Genomic DNA, 20,250 nt, shown 5'->3' with positions numbered 1-20,250 from the left:
GTAGGCCGGCTTGCGGCCGGCGTTTCGTCAGTGTCGGACGGTGTCCCGGGTGACGGTTCCGCTGCTGTCCTCCCCGGTTCCGCCGCTACCCTTCCCGGTTCCGGCCGGCTCGTCGGTCCCGGTGATCTCCGTCGCCGGACCGTCGGGACCGCTCGACGCCGAATCGGTACCGGTGCCCTCGGACCCGCCGTCCGGGTGGGCGGCCTCGGCGGGCTGACCGTCGGCGTCCCGGCCGGTCTCCGGCTCGGGGTCGTCGCCCGGGGTGCCGTTGCCCGGCTCCTCCGCCGTACCTCCCCCCGACGCCGCGTGTTCCGCCACGGTGTCGACCGAGGCTCCTCCCGACCCGGTGGCCAGGTCCGGGGTGGGCGCATTCTCCGTGACCGGGAGCGGGGTCTCCTCCGCCGACTCGATCACCGAGACGGCTTCGTCGGCGGCTGCCGCCGCGGCCTCGGCCGACGACTGCGCGGCGATACTGGAGGGCGTCTGCCACTGGATGCGCGGCGGCTCGGCGAGCGGGCGTCCACCGAACTCGGCCAGCCAGGCCGCGACATGCGCGAGGTTTTCCCGCCACCGGGATTCTGAGATCGGGGGCAGGATCGAGTCCCAGAGCGACAGGAACGTGCCGCGCAGTTGGAGCCGACCGTACGGCCGGGCCAGGAACCACATGTGCAGGTGGGCGGACCCGTCGCCCCACCGGTTCACGTGCACCCGGGCGACACCGTCCAGCGAGCGGATGGCGCGCTCCAGCCGGACCGTCATCACCCCGAGTTCGGCGGCGAGCAGGTTGGGCAGGTCGCCCAGGTCGAGGTGGGACCGTGACTCCAGGATGAGGACCATCGGCAGGCCGGTGGGACGGTCCATCGCCCGCACCCGCCAGCGCTCACCCACCCAGATGTACGCGTCGTCCGGCGCGTTGCAGGCGATGCATTCCCGGAGCCCTTCGCCCTTGCGGGGAGGCTCGACCGCTACCGGCTCGTCGAGCTGCTTGACCCGGAGGTCACCTTCGAAGGGGAACGACGGCCACTGGGTGAAGTCCGGAACCGAGGGGGGAGGGGTGTCGTGCACGACGCTGACCCTAACCGAGACGGGGACCGCTGTCCCTACCCCGAACGCCGCTGATCATGAGGGGATTTCAGCCAGCGGGAGGCGACGGACGGGGTGACGCCGAGGGGCTGAAGGACGGTTGTCCACAGGCTGATGAGATCACCAGCACACCCCGTCATCCACAGGCCGGGAAGCGTTCTGACGCGCTGTTTCACGTGAAACGAGTGCAGCCTGTGGAAAACTTCTGTGGATAACTTTGGTGCTTCATCCACAGCACTGTTCACAGGAACCAGGGGTCCGTCTTCCTCAACGATCGAGAGGTTCACCGGGCTGCTGGGCGGCCGTCGCTTTTCCTTCAACGGAGACCTGGGATCGCCCATTCACGCGTCGGTGCTTGTCCGCCTCCAGGAGACCGGGCGGTTCGGTATGGCCAGTGATCACCTTCCCCGTCGGCCGGTTCTCACCACGGCTTCGCGGCGGCAGGGGTGAGGACCGGCCCACGGGTTTCACGTGAAACAACACCGGGGCGGCGTGGCCGGGCTCGGATGGGCTGACGCTGCGTCTCGGTGGTGCGGACTGGCTCTCGGCACCATCCGCCGCCTGACGGGTGAAGCACCACCCGTGTCGCCGCCGCGAGATCCTGCCAGTGGTGGTGACATCAGGGTCGCACGTAACGGCGGTGGGCGGCCGGGGGCCGGCCGGGTGGCAGCGGGGGATGCCGCCGGAGGGTCGATGCCGACATCGGGGCGTCGGGTCCACTTCAATGCAGCGGGCAGCGGACAGCGGGCAGCGGACAGCGGACAGCGGACAGCGGGCAGCGGGCAGCGGGCAGCGGGTGATCATGCATCCTGGGAGCCCGCTGTTCCACGTGAAACGTTGCGGCATCAGGCGCGTCTGGTCGCTCTCGCGGCGCCCCGTCGGGCGTAGCCGGCCGGCGGGAGCTCTCAGATCAATCGTGCCGACCTCTGCGCCTCCCGGACGGAACCCACTGTGGGTCGCGGCAGTCATCGTGATCCAGGCCATCTGAGCGGCCCGCAGGCCACCCCGACGGTCGGGGCGGCCGCCGCGCGGCTGTCCCGCTGGCATCCCCCACATCAGGTCAGCCCACAAGTAGGTCCGATGCGGGTGTCGCGTTGGTCGGCGGTGTCGAGCCCCACCGGCCCGAACTGCTCGGGCGGCGTGCTCCTGCCTGTCAGTCGCTGGGAACCCCGGTTCGTGACGGGGCACGCCGCCCTTCGGACCCGGGCCACCGTCACGACCGGCGTCAGGCCGAACTCGGCCCAGCTTCCACGCAAGCTGCGCCCGGTCAGACGACGGGCCAGCGGGACTCTGGTTGCGCGGCCCGGCACTCACAGCCCCTGCCCGCTTCGTCCAACCCGGTGTCTCACCGTCCGCCATCGTTGGCCCCGGTACCGGAGGCACGGAGCCGGGTGGTCTCGCCACCTTCCAGGTGTGGCCCCTCCACAGCTTCCGCTGACGGCGCCGACCTTCTGGTCGGGCTTTCACCGGAGCACGATTCCCCCGCGGTATCGGCGCGTCGGGCCCCATCGCCAGACCCCGGTTTCACGTGAAACTGGTCCGTCGGAAGTGACTCGTTGGCGTCGCTGCCGAAGCCTGCCATCCTCAACGGCAGCCGAGCACGCCGTTACGGAGCAGCCCTCCGCTCGGCTGCACCCGTTCACCACTCCCGTCGGAAAGCTCTGACTTCCCTTCCCTCGGACCTCCCCGTCTTCAGGCCGCCCCGCGGGCAGGCAGTTGCCGACGGTGGCGGTGACGAGGGGTCCACCCGACGCATGCGCGGGGACGGAGGGACCGTGTTCCCGGCTCCCGCACACCGAGTGCCCTGGTCCTCTCGGACCGGCCGACCGCCAGCCCCCACGACCCGACAGCTCCACGGGACAAGCAACAGGCCGCGCACCCGGGCGGGCACGCGGCCGGAAATGACGACTGCGGCACAGGCTGACGGACGGGCCGTACCGGACCCGGCAGTCGGACTGTCGTCAGTCCTCGGGTCCTGCCTGCTCTTCCTCGCCGACGCCGATGAGGCCGACGATCCGCTCCAGATCGTCCACCGTGGCGAACTCGATCGTGATCTTTCCCTTGCTCCGACCGATGTCCACCTTCACCCGGGTGTCGAACCGGTCGGAGAGCCGGTCGGCCAGGTCGGTCAGTGCAGGCGCATGCGGCTTGGCCCGGCGCTTGGCAGCCGGCGTCCTGGTGGGGCCGTCGCTGAGCGCCAGGGCGACGATCTCCTCGGTGGCCCGTACGGAGAGTCCTTCGGCGACGATGCGCAGGGCGAGCTGTTCCTGGGCCTCCGACTCGTCGAGGCTGAGCAACGCGCGGGCATGACCGGCCGACAGCACACCGGCAGCCACCCGCCGCTGGACCTGTGGGGGCAGGTTCAGCAGTCGGATCGTGTTCGAGATCTGCGGGCGACTGCGTCCGATCCGGCGGGCCAGTTCCTCGTGGGTGGCACCGAACTCCTCCAGCAGTTGCTGGTACGCGGCGGCCTCTTCCAGCGGGTTGAGGTTGGCCCGGTGGATGTTCTCCAGGAGCGCGTCCCGGAGCATCGCGTCGTCCTTGGTTTCCCGGACGATCGCCGGGATGCTCTCCCGGCCGACCGCCTGGGCGGCACGCCAACGCCGCTCACCCATGACGAGTTCGTACTTCTCGCCGTCGAGCTGACGTACGACGATCGGCTGGAGGAAGCCGACCTCCTGGATGGAGGTCTTCAGCTCCTCCAACGCCTCCTCGTCGAAGACGTGCCGGGGTTGCTTGGGGTTCGGCACGATCGCGTCGACGGAAATCTCCGCGAAGCGCGCACCGGGCACCGGGCTGAGTTGGGGTTCCTCAGGCTGCGGCGGTGCACCGACCGTCGGGGTGGGCATCGACGGGGTCGGGTTCACGGGATCGGCGGACGTTTCGATCACCGGACGCGCCGGGTCGACCTCCACGGGCATGGTCGCCGTGGCCGTGCTGCTCTCCTGCACCGGCCCGGTCGGGATCAGCGCACCGAGCCCTCTACCCAGACCGCCCCGGGGACGGTTCTTCATACGACGCCTCCCAGCGACTCGTCCGCACTACGCATTCCGGTTCACCGGCTCCTTGGCACCGCGCTCGGCGATCTCCTGGGCGGCCTCGAAGTAACTCGTAGCCCCCCGCGATCCGGGATCGTAGGTCATCACGGACTGTCCGTAGCTCGGGGCCTCCGACACGCGGACGTTGCGGGGGATGACAGCCTGGAGGACCTTGTCGCCGAAGTGGTTGCGGACGTCCTGTTCCACGGCGTCGGCCAGCCGGGTACGGCGGTCGTACATGGTGAGCAGGATCGTGGAGACGGCGAGCTTCGGGTTCAGGTGCTGGCGTACCAGATTGATGTTGTTTATCAACTGGTTCAACCCCTCCAGCGCGTAGTACTCGCACTGGATCGGGATCAGCACCTCCTGGGCAGCCACCAGAGCGTTGACTGTCAGCAGGCCGAGAGAGGGCGGGCAGTCTATGAACACGTAGTCGAAGTGCCCCGGGTAGGCCTCGATCGCCCGGTTCAGTCGGGACTCCCGGGCGACCACCGAGACCAGTTCGATCTCGGCACCGGCGAGGTCGATGGTCGCCGGCACACACCACAGGTTGGGGATGCCCTCCACCTCCTGGGCGACCTCGGCCAGCGGCACGCTGTCGATCAGGCAGTCGTAGACATCCGGCACGCCCGTGTGGTGCGGGACGTTCAACCCGGTGGAAGCGTTGCCCTGCGGGTCGAGGTCGACCACCAACACGCGGTTTCCGTGCAGGGCCAGGGCCACCGCCAGGTTCACCGTGGTCGTGGTCTTGCCCACGCCGCCCTTCTGATTGGCAACGCACATCACCCGGGTCCGCTCGGGACGGGGCATGGTCACCTCGCCACTCGGATTAAGGATCTGCACGGCGCGCATCGCCTCCATAGCCAACGGTGGATCATCCTCTTCGCGCGTCGGGGTTTCACGTGAAACGTACGCGGCGTCCGCCGCATCGACGGCCCCGGGAGCGGGAGCGCCGACCATGGTCACGGCATCGGGCACCGCGCCGGGATGGGGCTGTGCGGGCACCGGTGGCGTGTTGCCGTGCACCGGTGCCTCGAAGCGCGAGGGAACCCCCGCGTTCCGTCGTACCGAGGTGGTCGTCCGGTCGTCCGGAGCGTTGACCGGCCGCCCGTCGGGGCCGGACGGCACGGAGGGCGGTGGCACGTACGACTCGGGCACCGGACGGGCGGCACCCACCGCGGGCGGCTCCCGGCGTACCCCGGGATCGTGCTCCGGCGGTCGGATCGTGGGCTGCCCACCGGTCGTCCAGCCCGGCTGATGGTCGGTTTCACGTGAAACAGGGTCCACGCCTGAGCCCGGCCCCTCGGGCCGGTTCACCCATGGGTCGTCGTACCTGCCGTCGTCATGCACCTGTCATCCCTACCCGCTCCGGATGGTCGGTCCGCACCCCGTCTCGCTTGCCGTACACGCGCTCGCACCGCAGGGCGTACGGCCCGGCGTGGGCGATCGGTATCCGGTGCACCCGAACATCCGCCCGCCCCACACTATCGACGCGCGGTCAGCCTACGGGGGACGGGCGCGGCGGGTCCATCTTCGTTGTCCGGACGGTCGGGTGGTCCCCGCCCGTCGGGCAGCCCACCGCGCCGCGCGGCGCTCGACACCGACAGGTCAGGTCAACGGACGCGCTTACGGCCTCCACGCGACCGCTTCGGCGCCATCTTCACGCCGGGGGCGCGGACCACCCGCTCCCGGACGATCTCCACCACGGTGGTGGGCGGGTCGAGGAGATCAGCACCGCAGAGCCGTACCGTCGGCTCGCCTCCGCCGAGCGCGGCGACCGCCCCGGCATGCTCGACGATCTCATCCGCCGCGGAGGCCCCCTTGAGGGCGATCAGTCGTCCACCACGGACGACCAGGGGAAGGCTCCAGGTGGTGAGCCGGTCCAGCGGTGCCACCGCGCGGGCGGTGACCACGTCGGCGGAGAACGGGCCGACACCGTTCGCTCCGGTGGCCGCCTCGTCGGCCCGCCCTCGGAACACCCGGACGGTCCTGGCCAGTCCGAGCCGCTCGACCGCCTCGACGAGGAACGAGGTGCGCCGGGCCAGCGGCTCGACCAGTACGACGTTCAGGTCCGGACGGGCGATCGCCAGCACCATCCCGGGCAGGCCGGCACCGGACCCGACGTCGATCACGCTGGCGTTCCCGGGGATCAGCTCGGCGACAGCCGCACAGTTGAGCAGGTGCCGGTCCCAGATCCGGGGTGCCTCCCGGGGGCCGATCAGGCCGCGTACCACGCCGTCGGTGGCGAGCAGTTCGGCGTACCGCACGGCCAGGTCGAGCCGGTCCCCGAAGAGGGTCCGCGCGGCGGCGGCCAGCCCGGTCGGGAGCGCGGCGTCCTGCGCCGAGGGTACGGGCCGCTCGGGCGACGGCCCGGGTGGCGTTGCACCCGGGCCGGCAGCGGTATCGGTCGGGACGTCGTCGGTGGGCACCAGTTCAGTCCGCGGGCCGGACGACGATGCGTCGGGTCGGCTCGACACCCTCGGACTCGCTCTCCACGCCGCTCATCGCGTTGACCACGTCGTGGACGCACTTGCGCTCGAAGGCCGACATCGGCTCCAGCCGGACCGGCTCGCCGTGCTCCTTGACCTTCTCCACCGCGTTCTTGGCGACTGCGGCGAGTTCCTTACGCCGGGTGGCGCGGTAGCCACCCACGTCGAGCAGGAGCCGGCTCGGGGAACCGGTCTGCCGGAACACGGCCAGCCGGGCCAGTTCCTGGAGCGCCTCCAGGGTGGCGCCCCGCTGGCCGACGAGGTTCTGCAACCGGCCACCGACCACCTCGACGACGGGACGGCCACCGGAGACCAACTCGTCGATGTCGCCGTCGTAGTCGAGGATGTCGAGCAGACCCTCGATGTAGTCGGCGGCGATCTCGCTCTGGGCGAACAACTCGCCCTCGCCGGCGGACTTCTTCTCCTTGCCGCCGTCGGCGGGCTCACCCTCACCGGTCGCGGCGGTCGGAACGGTCTCCTCGTCGAGCGGGGCGTCCGCGCTGGGGATGCTGGTGTCGGTCACGGTGTCATCTCCGTACTAGCTCGGCCGGACCGTCGGGTCCGTTGGTCTCCCGGGGCGGCCGGCGGAAGGGGCCGGCTCGACACGGGCACGTCTGGTGGGGGCGGTCCCGTCCGCCGCGTCGGGCGCGGCGGGTCCGGTCCGGCGCCGGCCGTCACGGCGGCTGCGCGGTACCGGGGGCTGCCGTCGGCACGACCGACGGCAGCCCGGCGGCTCAACCCTGGCGCTTGGCCGGGCCCTTCTTCGGGTTGACCGGCTTGGCACCGGGCTTCGGCCCGGCGACCTTCGGCGCGGCCGGCTTGGCCGGCACCTGCGCGACGGGCTTGTTCCGGTTGAGGAAACCACCGGACTTGGCCGGCTGCACCGGGTTCCGGCCACCCGGGGTCGTCGCCTTGCCGCCGGTGACCCCCTTGTTGGTCACCAGCGGCGGGAACTTGCGGAGCACCCACTGCTGCTGGCCGAGGGTGAACAGGTTGTTGGTGACCCAGTAGATGATCACACCGATCGGGAAGATCGAGCCGGAGACCAGCAGGGACAGCGGGATGCCGTAGAGCATCAGCCGCTGGATCATCCGCTGCTGCGGGTCCTCGGCCCAGCCGGTCTTGAGGATCATCTGGCGGCTGGTCAGGTAGGTGGTGCCCATCATGACCAGGACCAGGATGCCGGCGATCACCTTCACGGTGGTGCCGTTCGCGCCGAGCCGGGCCAGCTCGTCGGCGGTGGAGCCGAACTTGCCGGCGATCGGGGCGGTGAAGATCTTGGCGCTGGAGGCGCTGTCGAACTGCTCGGCGGTCCAGCCGTAGAGGCTCTTGGCCTCCTTGGCCGGGTCGAGCCGGCGCAGCACGTGGAAGAGGCCCAGGAAGACCGGGATCTGGAGGAACATCGGAAGGCAGCCCATCAGCGGGTTGGCCTTTTCCTTCCGATAGAGCTCCATCATCTCCTTCTGGAGCGTCTCCCGGTCACCCTTGTGCTTCTCTTGGAGCTCCTTGACCTTCGGCTGGAGCGCCTGCATCGCCCGCTGGGACTTGATCTGCTTGACGAAGACCGGGAAGAGGATCACCCGGACGGTGACCACCAGGAAGACGATGGCGAGAATCCACGACCAGTTGGTGCCGAGGACCGCGTCGACCGGCACCCCGATGGCGTCCCACGCCGAGTGCCAGGTCAGCAGGATCCACGAGATCGCGTAGTAGATCCAGTCGAGACTCAATTCTCAGACTCCAGTCACGTCGGCGCGTCGGCGGCGGCCCGGCTCCGGCACCGGGTCGTGTCCACCAGGGTGGAAAGGGTGGCAGCGCGACAGCCGCCGGACCGTCAGGCCGGCTCCCCGCAACGCACCGTGACGGGTCACCGCCTCCAGGGCGTAGGCACTGCACGACGGGTAGAACCGGCAGCGGGCCGGCAACGCCGGACTTATCCAACGACGGTACGCGATGATAGGGCCACTGAGCATCCGGGCACCCATGCTCCGGCGCGGCGGCACGATCGGGCTGCTGCTCACCGCGCCCTCCGGCCCCGGGGCTGCCGGGCGGCGGCGATGGCCGCGTCCAGGTCGCCCGCCAGCCGGGGGTACGGCGTCCCGGCCGCGGTGGGCAGGGCGCGTACCACCAGGGTGCTGCCGGCCGGCAGCGTGGCGAGCCGCTCGCGGACCAGGTGCCGCAGCCGGCGGCGGACCTTGTTGCGTACCACGGCGGGACCGACGGCCTTGGACACGACGAAGCCGGCGCGGCTCGACTCGGAGATCAACTCCGGGTCGGTGGTCCGCGCCGGCTCCGGCGGGGTTGTCCCGAGGGGTGTGGCCGCGGGTGTGGCGGTCGCCGGCAGTGTCAGGTGGACGACGACGGCGCCACGACCGACACGTCGACCACCCCGGACCGCTGCGGCGAAGTCGGTGCTACGCCGCAGTCGCTGTGCGGCCGTCAGCACGACTGTCCACGTCCCCGGACCGGTCGGCCTCAGGCCGACAGGCGGGCGCGGCCCTTGGCGCGGCGGGTCGACAGGATGGCGCGGCCGGCCCGGGTGCGCATGCGCAGCCGGAAGCCGTGGGTCTTCGCGCGCCGGCGGTTGTTCGGCTGGTAGGTGCGCTTGCTCACGTCAGGCTCTCCGTTTTCGTACGTCCCCGGTGCGGGTTCGCCCGGGGTCGTTTGGTGGACCAGACCACCTCGGCGGTGGCCTCCGATCGGCGCTGCCCGGCGGCACGGAACCTCGACGGGGCGAGGCGGCGACCACGGACAGCAAGCACCCATCACCCTAGCAGAGGGCGACAGAGCAGCCCCTCCAGCCTACGCAGGGGGGCAATGACCGTCAAACCACCCTGGGCTGCGGCTCCGGGGGGTCGCAGCACCGCCGATCCGGCCCCACGTCCCGATCCCGACGGGGGCGTCGGTTGATGGCGGCCGGCCGTCGCTGTTACCGTGCGCGTTTGCGGTCAGCTTCAGGTTCGGGTTGTCGTTCGGAGCGCAAGACCGGACCCGGCAGTGAATCGTTCGGCACGGTGAACCCGCTTCAACGCCCTCCCCGACAAGGGGGGCAGGTCCGACCCGCGTCCGGCGGGCGGCCACAATCGGTCGGTACACACAGGCTGTGGATAACTTGTGGATGCCGGCCGGTCAGCCGTCCGGTGGGTGAGAGGTACCACCCGCTCGAACGCGGTGGCGGGCCCGGCACGATCCGCTGGACCACAGCGGCGGCCGGGAGCAGAGGCGAGGGGGTGGCACGACGGTGGCCGGAACGATCGACCTTGCCGCGGTGTGGACCGCGGCGACGGACGAACTCGCCGACGAGATCATCTCCGCCCAGCAGCGCGCCTACCTCCGGCTGACCCGGCTGCGGGCGATCGTCGAGGACACCGCCCTGCTGTCGGTGCCGGACGCCTTCACCCGGGACGTCATCGAGTCCCGACTGCGGCCGGCCATCACCGAGGCGCTCACCCGTCGGCTGGGCCGACCGATCCAGGTCGCGGTCACCGTGCGGATCGCCGAGGACGCCGCCGGGCGACCGGCCGGCACCGTCTACCGCAGCGGGCCCGAGGCCGCCCCGGTGGTGACCGGACCGTCCGTCGACGACCATCCCGGCTTCCGGCCGCCGGCCTACGACGAGCCCGACCCGCCGTACCAGCGGGAGGCGGCGCCGCCGTACCAGCGGGAGGAAGGGCCGCCGAAGCAGTCCGGGGCGGAGCCGCCACCGGCCGGGCCGGCGGAACGCGACGGGCACCGCCCGCCCCGGGTCCCGGCGAGCCGGGACGGTGGCCAGGACACCCTCTTCGGCGTCGCCTTCACCGAGCCGCCGCGCCACCCCGCCCCCGAGCGGCACGGTGGCGAGGAACGCCACCGGCCCCCCGGACCGGACGTCGACCCGCGCGGCTACGAGCCCGCGTACCGGGACCAGGGGCGCGCGCCACGTGACCCGCAGGGTCCGCGCGGCCTGGCCCGCGACGGCGCCACCGACAGCGGGCCCGGTCGGGCCGGCGTCGACCACCGCCCCGGTGCCGGTGACCGACGCCCCGGCGGTACGGAGTCCAGTGGCAACCGGCTCAACCCGAAGTACATGTTCGAGACGTTCGTCATCGGCTCGTCCAACCGGTTCGCCCACGCGGCGAGCGTCGCGGTGGCCGAGTCGCCGGCCAAGGCGTACAACCCGCTGTTCATCTACGGCAGTTCGGGGCTGGGCAAGACCCACCTGCTGCACGCGATTGGGCACTACGCCCAGACGCTCGGCAACGCCCGCTCGGTCCGCTACGTCTCGACCGAGGAGTTCACCAACGACTTCATCAACTCGCTGCGGGACGACAAGACCAGTGCGTTCCAGCGCCGCTACCGCGACGTCGACATCCTGCTGATCGACGACATCCAGTTCCTGGAGAACCGCGAGCGGACCCAGGAGGAGTTCTTCCACACCTTCAACACGCTGCACAACGCGAACAAGCAGATCGTGATCACGTCCGACCGCTCGCCGAAGCAGCTGGCGACGCTGGAGGACCGGCTGCGGACCCGGTTCGAGTGGGGGCTGCTGGCCGACATCCAGCCGCCCGACCTGGAGACCCGGATCGCGATCCTGCAGAAGAAGGCCGCCCAGGAGCGGCTGTACGCCCCACCGGACGTGCTGGAGTTCATCGCCTCCCGGGTGTCGAACTCGATCCGGGAACTGGAGGGGGCGCTGATCCGGGTCACCGCGTTCGCCAGCCTGACCCGCTCCAACGTCGAGCTGTCGCTGGCCGAGGAGGTGCTGCGGGACTTCATCCCCGACGGCACCGGCCCGGAGATCACCGCCGACCAGATCATGATCTCCACCTCCGAGTACTTCGGGGTGAGCCTGGAGGACCTGCGCGGGCACTCGCGCTCCCGGGTGCTGGTGAACGCCCGGCAGGTGGCGATGTACCTGTGTCGGGAGCTGACCGACCTGTCGCTGCCCCGGATCGGGCAGGCGTTCGGCGGACGCGACCACACCACGGTGATGCACGCCGACCGGAAGATCCGCCAGCAGATGGCCGAGCGGCGCTCGCTCTACAACCAGATCGCCGAGCTGACCAACCGGATCAAGCAGAACACCTGAGACGTACGCCACTCCCGCCGCACCACCGACGCCCGGCCGATCCCCTCGGCCGGGCGTTTGCGTGGCGGTACGCCCCGGCGAGGTTGACCCTCGACCGGGTCGAGGGGCCACGATCGGCGCGTGACGCCGTCTTTTTTGTCCACAGGACCGCCCGGTTGTCCACAGCCCCTGTTCCACAACCGGTGGATAACCACGCTCAGTCCGGAGCCGGTTACCCACAGACTGTGGACAAACCCTGGGGACAGGGTGTGGACGGCTGGGGACAACCTCGGCGTTGTCCACCGACGACGGTGGGCCTGTGGGCAACCTGTTGAAGGTTCTGGGGACGACGGCGGTCCGGGCCCGACCGGTTGTCCACAGCGCTGGGGGTAAACCCGGTGGATTACCGGTGGACAACCGGTGGACAACGGTGGACAACTCTGGGGACACCGGGTGCCTGTGGACCACCGACCGGGTTTACCCCCCGGTTCTCCACAGCGAACCCACCGGTGGATAACGTGTCTGAGCTGCGACGACGCGAGTTACCCACAGTTTGCACAGGTGCGATGAAGACGATGAGTTATCTCTTCTGAAGAATCAAAAACCAATCATCACCGTTGGACTTCCTGTGGATCGGGCCGCAGCGCTGCCGTCGGCAGTCACCCCGGCACCGGAAGCACGGGGTCGGGCGCACAGCCGATGCCCACGCGCCCTAAGGTGCGATGGGTACCCGCACGGTCGGGCGGGACGGTGGGCAGCGGTCGGCATGAGAGAGTTGTCGCTGACGTCGACGCGGAGGCATTGATGAAGTTCCGAGTGGAGCGCGACGCGCTCGCCGAAGCGGTGGCGTGGACCGCGAAGAGCCTGCCCAGCCGGCCGTCCGTACCGGTGCTCGCCGGGGTGATGCTGCGGGTGACCGACGGCAACCTCCAGGTCTCCGGCTTCGACTACGAGGTCTCCAGCCAGGTGACCGTCGAGGTGCAGGGCGACGCGGACGGTGCCGCCCTGGTCTCCGGTCGGCTGCTCGCCGAGATCACCAAGGCACTGCCGGCCAAGCCGGTGGACATCGCCGCGGTCGGCGCACACCTGGAGCTGGTCTGCGGCAGTGCCCGCTTCACCCTGCCCACCATGCCGGTGGAGGACTACCCGGCCCTGCCGGAGATGCCGGAGAGCGCCGGCACCGTGGAGGCCGCCGCGTTCGCCGCCGCCGTCGGCCAGGTGGCCATCGCCGCCGGCCGGGACGAGACGCTGCCGATGATGACCGGCGTCCGGCTGGAACTCTCCGGTGGCACCCTGGCGATGCTCGCCACCGACCGCTACCGGCTCGCGCTGCGCGAGATGGAGTGGAACCCGGACGACCCCGAGATCAGCATCAACGCGCTTGTTCCCGCCCGCACCCTGAACGACACCGCCAAGGCGCTCGGCCCGCTCGGCGGCCAGGTGACCATGGCGCTGTCCCAGGGCGGCGCCGGCGAAGGCATGATCGGCTTTTCCGGCGGCACCCGGCGCACCACCAGCCGGCTGCTCGACGGGGCCAACTACCCGCCGGTCCGCTCGCTCTTCCCGGCCACCAGCAACGCCGAGGCCCGGGTGCCGGTCAGCACCCTGATCGAGGTGGTCAAGCGGGTCGCCCTGGTCGCCGAGCGGACCACCCCGGTGCTGCTCAGCTTCAGCTCCGACGGCCTGGTCGTCGAGGCCGGCGGCACCGAGGAGGCGCGCGCCAGCGAGGCGATGGAGGCCACCTTCACCGGCGAGCCGCTGACCATCGGGTTCAACCCGCAGTACCTGATCGACGGCCTGGCCAACCTGGGGGCCCAGTACGCCCTGCTGCGCTTCGTGGACGCCTTCAAGCCGGCGGTGATTTCCCCCGCAGGTGAGGATGGCGAGGTCATCCCTGGGTACCGGTACCTCATCATGCCGATCCGCGTGTCCCGCTGATCGGCACCGGCAGCACCCGGACGCACGGAGGTAGGAGCAGATGCAGCTCGGCCTGGTAGGACTCGGCCGGATGGGCGGCAACATGCGCGAGCGGTTGCGCGCCGCCGGCCAGGAGGTCGTCGGCTACGACCGCAACGCCGACCGCAGTGACGTCGCGAGCCTCGCCGAGCTGGCCGACAAGCTCCAGTCACCCCGGGCGGTCTGGGTGATGGTCCCCGCCGCCGTCACCGACGCGACGATCGACGCGCTCGCCGAGGTGCTGGGCGAGGGCGACATCATCATCGACGGCGGCAACTCGCGGTTCAGCGACGACGCGCCCCGGGCCGCCCGGCTGGCCGAGCGGGGCATCGGGTACGTCGACGTCGGCGTCTCCGGCGGTGTCTGGGGCAACGTGAACGGCTACGCCCTGATGGTCGGCGGCGCGCAGGAGCACGTCGACCACCTGATGCCGATCTTCCAGGCGTTGAAGCCGGCCGGCGACCACGGTTTCGTGCACGCCGGCCCGGTCGGCGCCGGCCACTACGCCAAGATGGTGCACAACGGCATCGAGTACGGCCTGATGCACGCCTACGCCGAGGGCTTCGAGCTGCTCTCCGCCGCCGAGATGGTGACGAACGTGCCGGGGATCATCAAGTCCTGGCGGGAGGGCACCGTCGTCCAGTCCTGGCTGCTCGACCTGCTCGACCGGGCGTTGGACGAGGACCCGCAGCTGGCCACGTTGACCGGGTACACCGACGACACCGGTGAGGGGCGCTGGACGGTCGACGAGGCGATCCGGCTGGCCGTCCCGCTCAACGTCATCACTGCCGCCCTGTTCGCCCGGTTCTCCTCCCGGCAGGACGACTCGCCCGCGATGAAGGCGGTCGCCGCGCTGCGCCAGCAGTTCGGTGGGCACGCCGTGCACAAGCGCTGAGCGGCATCCACAGGCTGTGTACGTCCGCCGGCTCGAACTGGTCGACTTCCGCTCGTACGGGCGGGTCGGCCTCGATCTGGAGCCGGGACCGAACGTCCTGACCGGCGCGAACGGCGTCGGCAAGACCAACCTGGTCGAGGCGTTGGGCTACGTGGCGACCCTGGACTCGCACCGGGTCGCCACCGACGCCCCCCTGGTCCGGCTGGGCGCGACCGCCGCCGTGATCCGCTGCGCGGTGGTGCACGACGGCCGGGAACTGCTGATCGAGCTGGAGATCGTCCCCGGGAAGGCCAACCGGGCCCGGCTCGGGCGTTCCCCGGCCCGGCGGGCCCGGGACGTGATCGGCGCGCTACGGCTGGTGCTGTTCGCCCCGGAGGATCTGGAACTCGTCCGGGGCGACCCGGCGGAACGCCGCCGCTACCTCGACGACCTGCTGGTGCTCCGCCAGCCCCGGTACGCCGGGGTGCGCGCCGACTACGACCGGGTGGTCAAGCAGCGCAACGCCCTGCTGCGTACGGCGTACCTGGCCCGTAAGACGGGCGGGTCGCGTGGCGGCGACCTGTCGACCCTGGCGGTCTGGGACGCCCACCTGGCGCGGCACGGGGCCGAGCTGCTCGCCGGCCGGCTGGAACTGGTCGCCGCGCTCACCCCGCACGTGGCGAAGGCGTACGACGCGGTGGCGGCGGGGGCCGGGGCGGCGGGCATCGCGTACCGGCCGTCGGTGGAGCTGACCGGGGTGGGCACCGACCGGGAGGTGCTGGCCGGGGCGTTGACCGCCGCGCTGGCCGAGTCCAGGTCGGCCGAGATCGAGCGGGGTACCACGCTGGTCGGGCCGCACCGCGACGACCTCGTGCTCACCCTCGGCCCGCTGCCCGCCAAGGGGTACGCCAGCCACGGCGAGTCCTGGTCGTACGCGCTGGCGCTGCGGCTGGCCGGGTACGACCTGCTGCGCGCCGACGGGATCGAACCGGTGCTGGTGCTCGACGACGTCTTCGCCGAGCTGGACGCGGGTCGCCGGGAGCGGCTGGCCGAGCTGGTCGGCGGGGCCGGTCAGCTCCTGGTGACCTGTGCGGTGGACGACGACGTCCCGGTGGCCCTGCGCGGCGCCCGGTACGCAGTCGGGGAGGGGACGGTCCGGCGTGTCGACTGAACCGGAGCAGCCCACCGGGTCGACGGGACGCCCGGGGCGCACCGCCCCGGGCGGGGCACGCGGTGCGCGTACCCCCGGGGGAGTCGGCGGGGGCGCGGAGGGTGCGCGGGGCCGACCGGCGGGCGGCGACGCGGACGCCGCGCCCGGGGGTTCGGCGGTTGCGGCCGGCGGCGCGGCTGCGGGGGCGAGCGGGCCGGAGTTGGCGCGGGCGGTGCTGGACGCGGCGCGGGCCCGGCGGGAGGCGGCGGCCCGCACCCGGCGACCGGGGGTGACCGGCGCGGCCGACGGCGGTGGGCGGCGGCTGCGCGGCTACTCCGGGCCGGGGCCGGACCCGCGTGACCCGCAGCCGTTGGGCGCGGTGCTGGAACGGCTGATGAAGGCGCGGGGTTGGCAGCAGCCGGCGGCCGAGGCGACCGTCTTCGGCGCCTGGGAGAAGGTCGTCGGGCCGGAGATCGCCCAGCACAGCCGCCCGGTCAAGTTGGAGGACGGCGAGCTGACCGTGGAGGCCCGGTCGACCGCGTGGGCCACCCAGCTGCGGCTGCTCGCCGGGTCGCTGTTGAAGCGGATCGCCGGGGAGGTCGGCCACAACGTGGTCCGCAAGCTGCACATCCACGGGCCGGCGGCGCCGTCCTGGTCGCGGGGGCCGCGTCGGGTGCGCGGCCGGGGACCACGCGACACCTACGGCTGAGGTTCACCGTTCCGCACGGCGGGCCTCCCGCTCGGCGCGCTTGCGTTCCCGCTGCTCGCGGCTCCACTGCTTGCGTCGTTCCAGGTCTTCTTTCCAGGCGTCGCGGGCCTGCCGGGAGCCGCCCTGCACCGCGCCGGCCACCTCCGGCGGGCCGGCCAGATTCTTGAACGCCCAGGCCAGGAGCCGGCCACCCTCGCCCGGGGCCTTGGCCGCCGGCTTGTCCTCGCTCATCGGCAACCGACCCTTCCTCGAAGCTTGGTGTACAAATAATTGGTACACCAATCATTGGTAGCATCGCAACGGCGACGAGGAGGAACACACGTGGACGGACCGCCCGACGGGGATCCGCTGGCGTTGGAGGAGCAGGTCTGCTTCGCGCTCTCCGTCGCCGCCCGGGGCGTCGTCGCGGTCTACCGGCCGCTGCTGGAGCCGATGGGGCTGACCCACCCGCAGTACCTGGTCATGCTGGCGCTCTGGCAGCACGCGCCGCTGTCGGTCCGGGAGCTGAGCCGGCTGCTGCAACTCGACCCGGGCACCCTGTCGCCCCTGCTCAAGCGGCTGGAGGCGGCCGGCTATCTACGCCGGGAGCGGGACCCGGCCGACGAACGCAGCCTCGCCGTGTCGCTCACCGGGACCGGCCGGGCGCTGCGGGCACAGGCCGAGCAGATCCCCCCGGCGGTCGTCGCCCGGCTCGGGCTGCCGCTGGCCGAGCTACGCGACCTGCACGCGGCGCTGACCCGGGTGATCGCCGCCGCCAACGGCACGGTCACCTCCGCACCGACGCCGGACGACCCCTAGAACCGGGTCCCGCTCAGGGCTGCGGGCCCGGACGACGACCCGGCTCGGCGTCGGCGTAGATCGCGAAGCCCCGGTCCGCGCAGCGCCGGTAGAAGGCGGCCAGCACCCCCAGCTCGGCGCAGGTGAAGTCCCACTGCGGCGGGTCGCCGTTCTCGTCGCGCAGCCGGTCGAGCCGACTGCCCAGCCAGCGCAACTGCTGCTCGGCCAGGCGGCCGTCACCGAGCAGCGCGCGGAGCACCTCGCTGACCGACTCGAAGGTCACCGTCTCGCCGTGCGGCCGGTGCTGGGCGACGAACTTCTCCACCCCGTCGGCGATCCAGGCGCAGCCGTCCGGGTCGATCACCGGATCCTCGTCCTCGGCGGCGGCGTCAGTGGCGTAGAGCACATTTTCCAGGCCGAGGATCAGGTCGACCAGCTCGGTGTACGCGGTCGCCCGGACCGTGCCGGTCTTGGCGATGTGCTCGGCGAGCGCGGCGGTCGGCGCGGAGATGCGGGGAATGTCGACGATCTCGCCGAAGTCGACGAACTCGGCCGGCGCGACCGGGTCGTAGAAGCGGCCGGTCCGCGGCCAGTGCACCGCGACATTGTCCAGCCCCATCTGGTGTCACCTCTCGAGAGCACGTGTCGGATCGATCGGGTCCATCGTCCCGGTTACGGGTGGAAAAGATCAAGACGAGCGACTTCGTCGCGCGCCGCAAAGCTACGGTACGACCACCACCCGACGCGACCCCGCGCCACCCGGCGAGCCGGACTATCCGGTGGCGGCGGGCACGGAGACCGGACCGGGGCGTGTAGGGGGAGTCGCGGACAGCGAGATTCGGCCCGCTACGAGGGTCTGAGCCGCCTTCAAGGGGTGCCGAGTGGCGGTTATGTCGTGTGCGCACAGTAAGATTGACGCTGAGACGACGACCTGACGCGGTGCGACGGACGGGGGCCCTCACCGGCCCTTGATCAACGTCCCGGGTCGGGTCTGGCCGATCGCGATCCGCGGGCAACCGCGGCGACCGGCGCGCACGATCCGCGACGGCCCTGCGGGGCCGTCACCCGTGCACGCCGACGTCGCGTCCTGTCCGCCGAACCCGCGCCCCCGCGCCCCGGCGCGGATGGTGCGAGAAAGTGGCCGAGGGTGGCAGCGCAGGACAAGCAGGATTACGGCGCAGAGTCGATCACCGTCCTCGAGGGTCTGGAGGCGGTCCGCAAGCGACCCGGCATGTACATCGGGTCGACCGGCGAGCGTGGCCTGCACCACCTGGTGTGGGAGGTCGTGGACAACGCGGTGGACGAGGCGCTCGCCGGCTACTGCGACACCATCGACGTGGTGCTGCTCGCCGACGGCGGGGTCCGGGTCACCGACAACGGCCGTGGCTTCCCGGTCGACCTGCACCCGAAGCTCAAGAAGCCCGGTGTCGAGGTCGCGCTGACCGTGCTGCACGCGGGCGGCAAGTTCGACGGCAAGGCGTACGCGGTCTCCGGCGGTCTGCACGGCGTCGGCGTCTCCGTGGTGAACGCCCTCTCCACCCGGATGGCCGTCGAGATCCACAAGTCCGGCCACGTGTGGCGGCAGAAGTACCACAACTCCAAGCCGGAGCCGCTCGACAAGGGCGAGACCACCGACCGCACGGGCTCGGCGGTCTCCTTCTGGCCCGACCCGGACGTCTTCGAGACGGTCGACTTCGACTTCCAGACCATCTACCGCCGCCTGCAGGAGATGGCCTTCCTCAACCGGGCCCTGTCCATCCACCTGCTCGACGAGCGGGTCGCCGAGGGCGAGGAGGGCAAGCCCCGCGAGGTCACCTTCTTCTACGAGGGCGGCATCTCCGACTTCGTCCGGCACCTCAACGCCTCGAAGAACCCGATGCACAAGACCGTCGTCGAGTTCGCCGCCGAGGAAGAGGGCATGTCGGTCGAGATCGCCATGCAGTGGAACGAGTCGTACGGCGAGTCGGTCTACACCTTCGCCAACACGATCAACACGCACGAGGGCGGCACCCACGAGGAGGGTTTCCGGGCAGCGCTGACCAGCGTGGTCAACCGCTACGGCACCGACCGCAAGCTGCTCAAGGGAGACGAGAAGCTCTCCGGCGAGGACATCCGCGAGGGGCTGGCCGCGATCATCTCGGTCAAGCTGGCCAACCCGCAGTTCGAGGGCCAGACCAAGACCAAGCTGGGCAACACCCCGGTCAAGAGCTTCGTGCAGCGGGTCTGCAACGACCGGCTGGTCGACTGGTTCGACCGCAACCCCGCCGAGGCCAAGACCATCATCCAGAAGGCGTCCCAGGCGGCGCGGGCCCGGATCGCCGCCCAGCAGGCGCGCAAGCTGGCCCGCCGCAAGTCGCTGCTGGAGTCCGGCTCGATGCCCGGCAAGCTGGCCGACTGCCAGTCCACCGACCCGCGTGAGTCCGAGGTCTTCATCGTCGAGGGCGACTCGGCCGGCGGCTCGGCCAAGCAGGGCCGTGATCCGCGTACCCAGGCGATCCTGCCGATCCGCGGCAAGATCCTCAACGTGGAGAAGGCCCGGATCGACCGGGTGCTCAAGAACAACGAGGTCCAGGCGCTGATCACCGCCCTGGGCACGGGCATCCACGACGACTTCGACATGGAGAAGCTGCGGTACCACAAGGTGGTGCTGATGGCCGACGCCGACGTCGACGGTCAGCACATCCAGACGCTCCTGCTCACCCTGCTGTTCCGCTTCATGCGTCCGCTGGTCGAGCTGGGTCACGTCTACCTGGCCGCCCCGCCGCTCTACAAGATCAAGTGGAACAGGAAGGGCGACGACGCCCAGTACGCGTACTCCGACCGGGAGCGGGACGGGCTGATCGCGCTGCGCCAGCAGAAGAAGCCCAACGCCAAGCCGGACGACATCCAGCGGTTCAAGGGTCTCGGCGAGATGAACTATCCCGAGCTGTGGGAGACCACGATGAACCCGGCCACCCGGACCCTGCGTCAGGTCACCCTCGACGACGCCGCCACCGCCGACGAGTTGTTCAGCGTGCTGATGGGTGAGGACGTCGAGGCCCGCCGCTCGTTCATCCAGCGCAACGCCAAGGACGTGCGGTTCCTCGACATCTGACGGTACGGCCGGCCGGTGCCCCACCGGCCG

At 71.1% G+C, this 20,250-nt stretch carries 18 protein-coding genes; 7 read left to right on the top strand and 11 right to left on the bottom strand.

Annotated features, from left to right (window positions below):
• Positions 1-27 precede the first annotated feature (27 nt).
• The 9 genes from ACN260_RS29435 to rpmH all read right to left on the bottom strand — a co-directional run bounded on the left by ACN260_RS29435 (position 28) and on the right by rpmH (position 9,223).
• Positions 28-1,065, bottom strand: a complete 1,038-nt coding sequence (locus ACN260_RS29435) for a hypothetical protein (protein ID WP_422754010.1) — start codon at positions 1,063-1,065, stop codon at positions 28-30.
• A 1,979-nt stretch (positions 1,066-3,044) separates the two neighbouring features.
• Positions 3,045-4,097, bottom strand: a complete 1,053-nt coding sequence (locus ACN260_RS29430; protein ID WP_422754009.1) for a ParB/RepB/Spo0J family partition protein — start codon at positions 4,095-4,097, stop codon at positions 3,045-3,047.
• 27 nt (positions 4,098-4,124) lie between these two features.
• Positions 4,125-5,471 (bottom strand): AAA family ATPase, encoded by a 1,347-nt coding sequence (locus ACN260_RS29425; protein ID WP_422754008.1) that lies wholly within the window; start codon positions 5,469-5,471, stop codon positions 4,125-4,127.
• Positions 5,472-5,734: 263 nt separating this feature from the next.
• Entirely contained in the window at positions 5,735-6,436 is a 702-nt protein-coding gene (rsmG, locus tag ACN260_RS29420; RefSeq protein WP_422756870.1) for a 16S rRNA (guanine(527)-N(7))-methyltransferase RsmG, read from the bottom strand.
• A 118-nt stretch (positions 6,437-6,554) separates the two neighbouring features.
• Complete coding sequence (locus ACN260_RS29415; RefSeq protein ID WP_422754007.1) at positions 6,555-7,133, bottom strand: protein jag; 579 nt, start codon at positions 7,131-7,133, stop codon at positions 6,555-6,557.
• Positions 7,134-7,344: 211 nt separating this feature from the next.
• A complete protein-coding gene (yidC, locus tag ACN260_RS29410) occupies positions 7,345-8,340 on the bottom strand; it encodes a membrane protein insertase YidC (RefSeq protein ID WP_422754006.1) in 996 nt (331 codons plus the stop codon).
• 3 nt (positions 8,341-8,343) lie between these two features.
• On the bottom strand, positions 8,344-8,583 hold the full coding sequence (gene yidD / locus ACN260_RS29405) for a membrane protein insertion efficiency factor YidD (protein WP_204925644.1): 240 nt from the start codon (positions 8,581-8,583) through the stop codon (positions 8,344-8,346).
• A gap of 44 nt (positions 8,584-8,627) precedes the next feature.
• Positions 8,628-9,056, bottom strand: a complete 429-nt coding sequence (rnpA, locus tag ACN260_RS29400; protein ID WP_422754005.1) for a ribonuclease P protein component — start codon at positions 9,054-9,056, stop codon at positions 8,628-8,630.
• A gap of 29 nt (positions 9,057-9,085) precedes the next feature.
• On the bottom strand, positions 9,086-9,223 hold the full coding sequence (gene rpmH / locus ACN260_RS29395; protein WP_007073824.1) for a 50S ribosomal protein L34: 138 nt from the start codon (positions 9,221-9,223) through the stop codon (positions 9,086-9,088).
• A 628-nt stretch (positions 9,224-9,851) separates the two neighbouring features.
• Here rpmH and dnaA point away from each other — a divergent pair.
• The 5 genes from dnaA to ACN260_RS29370 all read left to right on the top strand — a co-directional run bounded on the left by dnaA (position 9,852) and on the right by ACN260_RS29370 (position 16,349).
• Positions 9,852-11,681, top strand: a complete 1,830-nt coding sequence (gene dnaA / locus ACN260_RS29390; RefSeq protein WP_422754004.1) for a chromosomal replication initiator protein DnaA — start codon at positions 9,852-9,854, stop codon at positions 11,679-11,681.
• Positions 11,682-12,464: 783 nt separating this feature from the next.
• Positions 12,465-13,598, top strand: a complete 1,134-nt coding sequence (dnaN, locus tag ACN260_RS29385) for a DNA polymerase III subunit beta (RefSeq protein WP_088643664.1) — start codon at positions 12,465-12,467, stop codon at positions 13,596-13,598.
• Positions 13,599-13,638: 40 nt separating this feature from the next.
• Positions 13,639-14,511 (top strand): phosphogluconate dehydrogenase (NAD(+)-dependent, decarboxylating), encoded by an 873-nt coding sequence (gnd, locus tag ACN260_RS29380; protein WP_422754003.1) that lies wholly within the window; start codon positions 13,639-13,641, stop codon positions 14,509-14,511.
• Between the two features lie 16 nt (positions 14,512-14,527).
• Positions 14,528-15,661 carry a DNA replication/repair protein RecF gene (gene recF, locus ACN260_RS29375; protein ID WP_422754002.1) on the top strand — a complete coding sequence of 378 codons (1,134 nt, stop codon included), beginning with the start codon at positions 14,528-14,530 and terminating at the stop codon, positions 15,659-15,661.
• On the top strand, positions 15,651-16,349 hold the full coding sequence (locus ACN260_RS29370; RefSeq protein WP_422754001.1) for a DUF721 domain-containing protein: 699 nt from the start codon (positions 15,651-15,653) through the stop codon (positions 16,347-16,349). The genes recF and ACN260_RS29370 overlap by 11 nt, the downstream gene beginning before the upstream one ends.
• Positions 16,350-16,352: 3 nt before the next feature.
• Here the strand turns inward: ACN260_RS29370 and ACN260_RS29365 are convergent, their stop codons facing one another.
• Positions 16,353-16,580, bottom strand: coding sequence for a hypothetical protein (locus ACN260_RS29365; RefSeq protein ID WP_145917177.1), 228 nt, complete (start codon positions 16,578-16,580; stop codon positions 16,353-16,355).
• A gap of 90 nt (positions 16,581-16,670) precedes the next feature.
• On the opposite strand from ACN260_RS29365, the gene ACN260_RS29360 reads away from it, so the two are divergent.
• Positions 16,671-17,147, top strand: a complete 477-nt coding sequence (locus ACN260_RS29360) for a MarR family winged helix-turn-helix transcriptional regulator (RefSeq protein WP_422754000.1) — start codon at positions 16,671-16,673, stop codon at positions 17,145-17,147.
• A gap of 13 nt (positions 17,148-17,160) precedes the next feature.
• Here ACN260_RS29360 and ACN260_RS29355 read toward each other — a convergent pair whose 3' ends face one another.
• A complete protein-coding gene (locus tag ACN260_RS29355) occupies positions 17,161-17,745 on the bottom strand; it encodes a hypothetical protein (RefSeq protein ID WP_422753999.1) in 585 nt (194 codons plus the stop codon).
• Positions 17,746-18,273: 528 nt separating this feature from the next.
• Here ACN260_RS29355 and gyrB point away from each other — a divergent pair.
• Entirely contained in the window at positions 18,274-20,220 is a 1,947-nt protein-coding gene (gene gyrB, locus ACN260_RS29350) for a DNA topoisomerase (ATP-hydrolyzing) subunit B (protein ID WP_422753998.1), read from the top strand.
• The last annotated feature ends 30 nt before the right edge of the window (positions 20,221-20,250 follow it).

The organism is Micromonospora sp. WMMD708 (genome assembly GCF_049315245.1).
GTDB classification, from domain to species: Bacteria; Actinomycetota; Actinomycetes; order Mycobacteriales; family Micromonosporaceae; genus Micromonospora; species Micromonospora wenchangensis.
This window is presented reverse-complemented; position numbering and strand designations above follow the sequence as displayed.

Excerpts from the sequence above, each read along its gene's own strand:
- ACN260_RS29365 (WP_145917177.1), bottom strand. The coding sequence starts at position 16,580 with ATGAGCGAGGACAAGCCGGCGGCCAAGGCCCCGGGCGAGGGTGGCCGG.
- ACN260_RS29430 (WP_422754009.1), bottom strand. The coding sequence starts at position 4,097 with ATGAAGAACCGTCCCCGGGGCGGTCTGGGTAGAGGGCTCGGTGCGCTG.
- yidD (WP_204925644.1), bottom strand. The coding sequence starts at position 8,583 with ATGCTCAGTGGCCCTATCATCGCGTACCGTCGTTGGATAAGTCCGGCG.
- ACN260_RS29355 (WP_422753999.1), bottom strand. The coding sequence starts at position 17,745 with ATGGGGCTGGACAATGTCGCGGTGCACTGGCCGCGGACCGGCCGCTTC.
- dnaN (WP_088643664.1), top strand. The coding sequence starts at position 12,465 with ATGAAGTTCCGAGTGGAGCGCGACGCGCTCGCCGAAGCGGTGGCGTGG.
- gnd (WP_422754003.1), top strand. The coding sequence starts at position 13,639 with ATGCAGCTCGGCCTGGTAGGACTCGGCCGGATGGGCGGCAACATGCGC.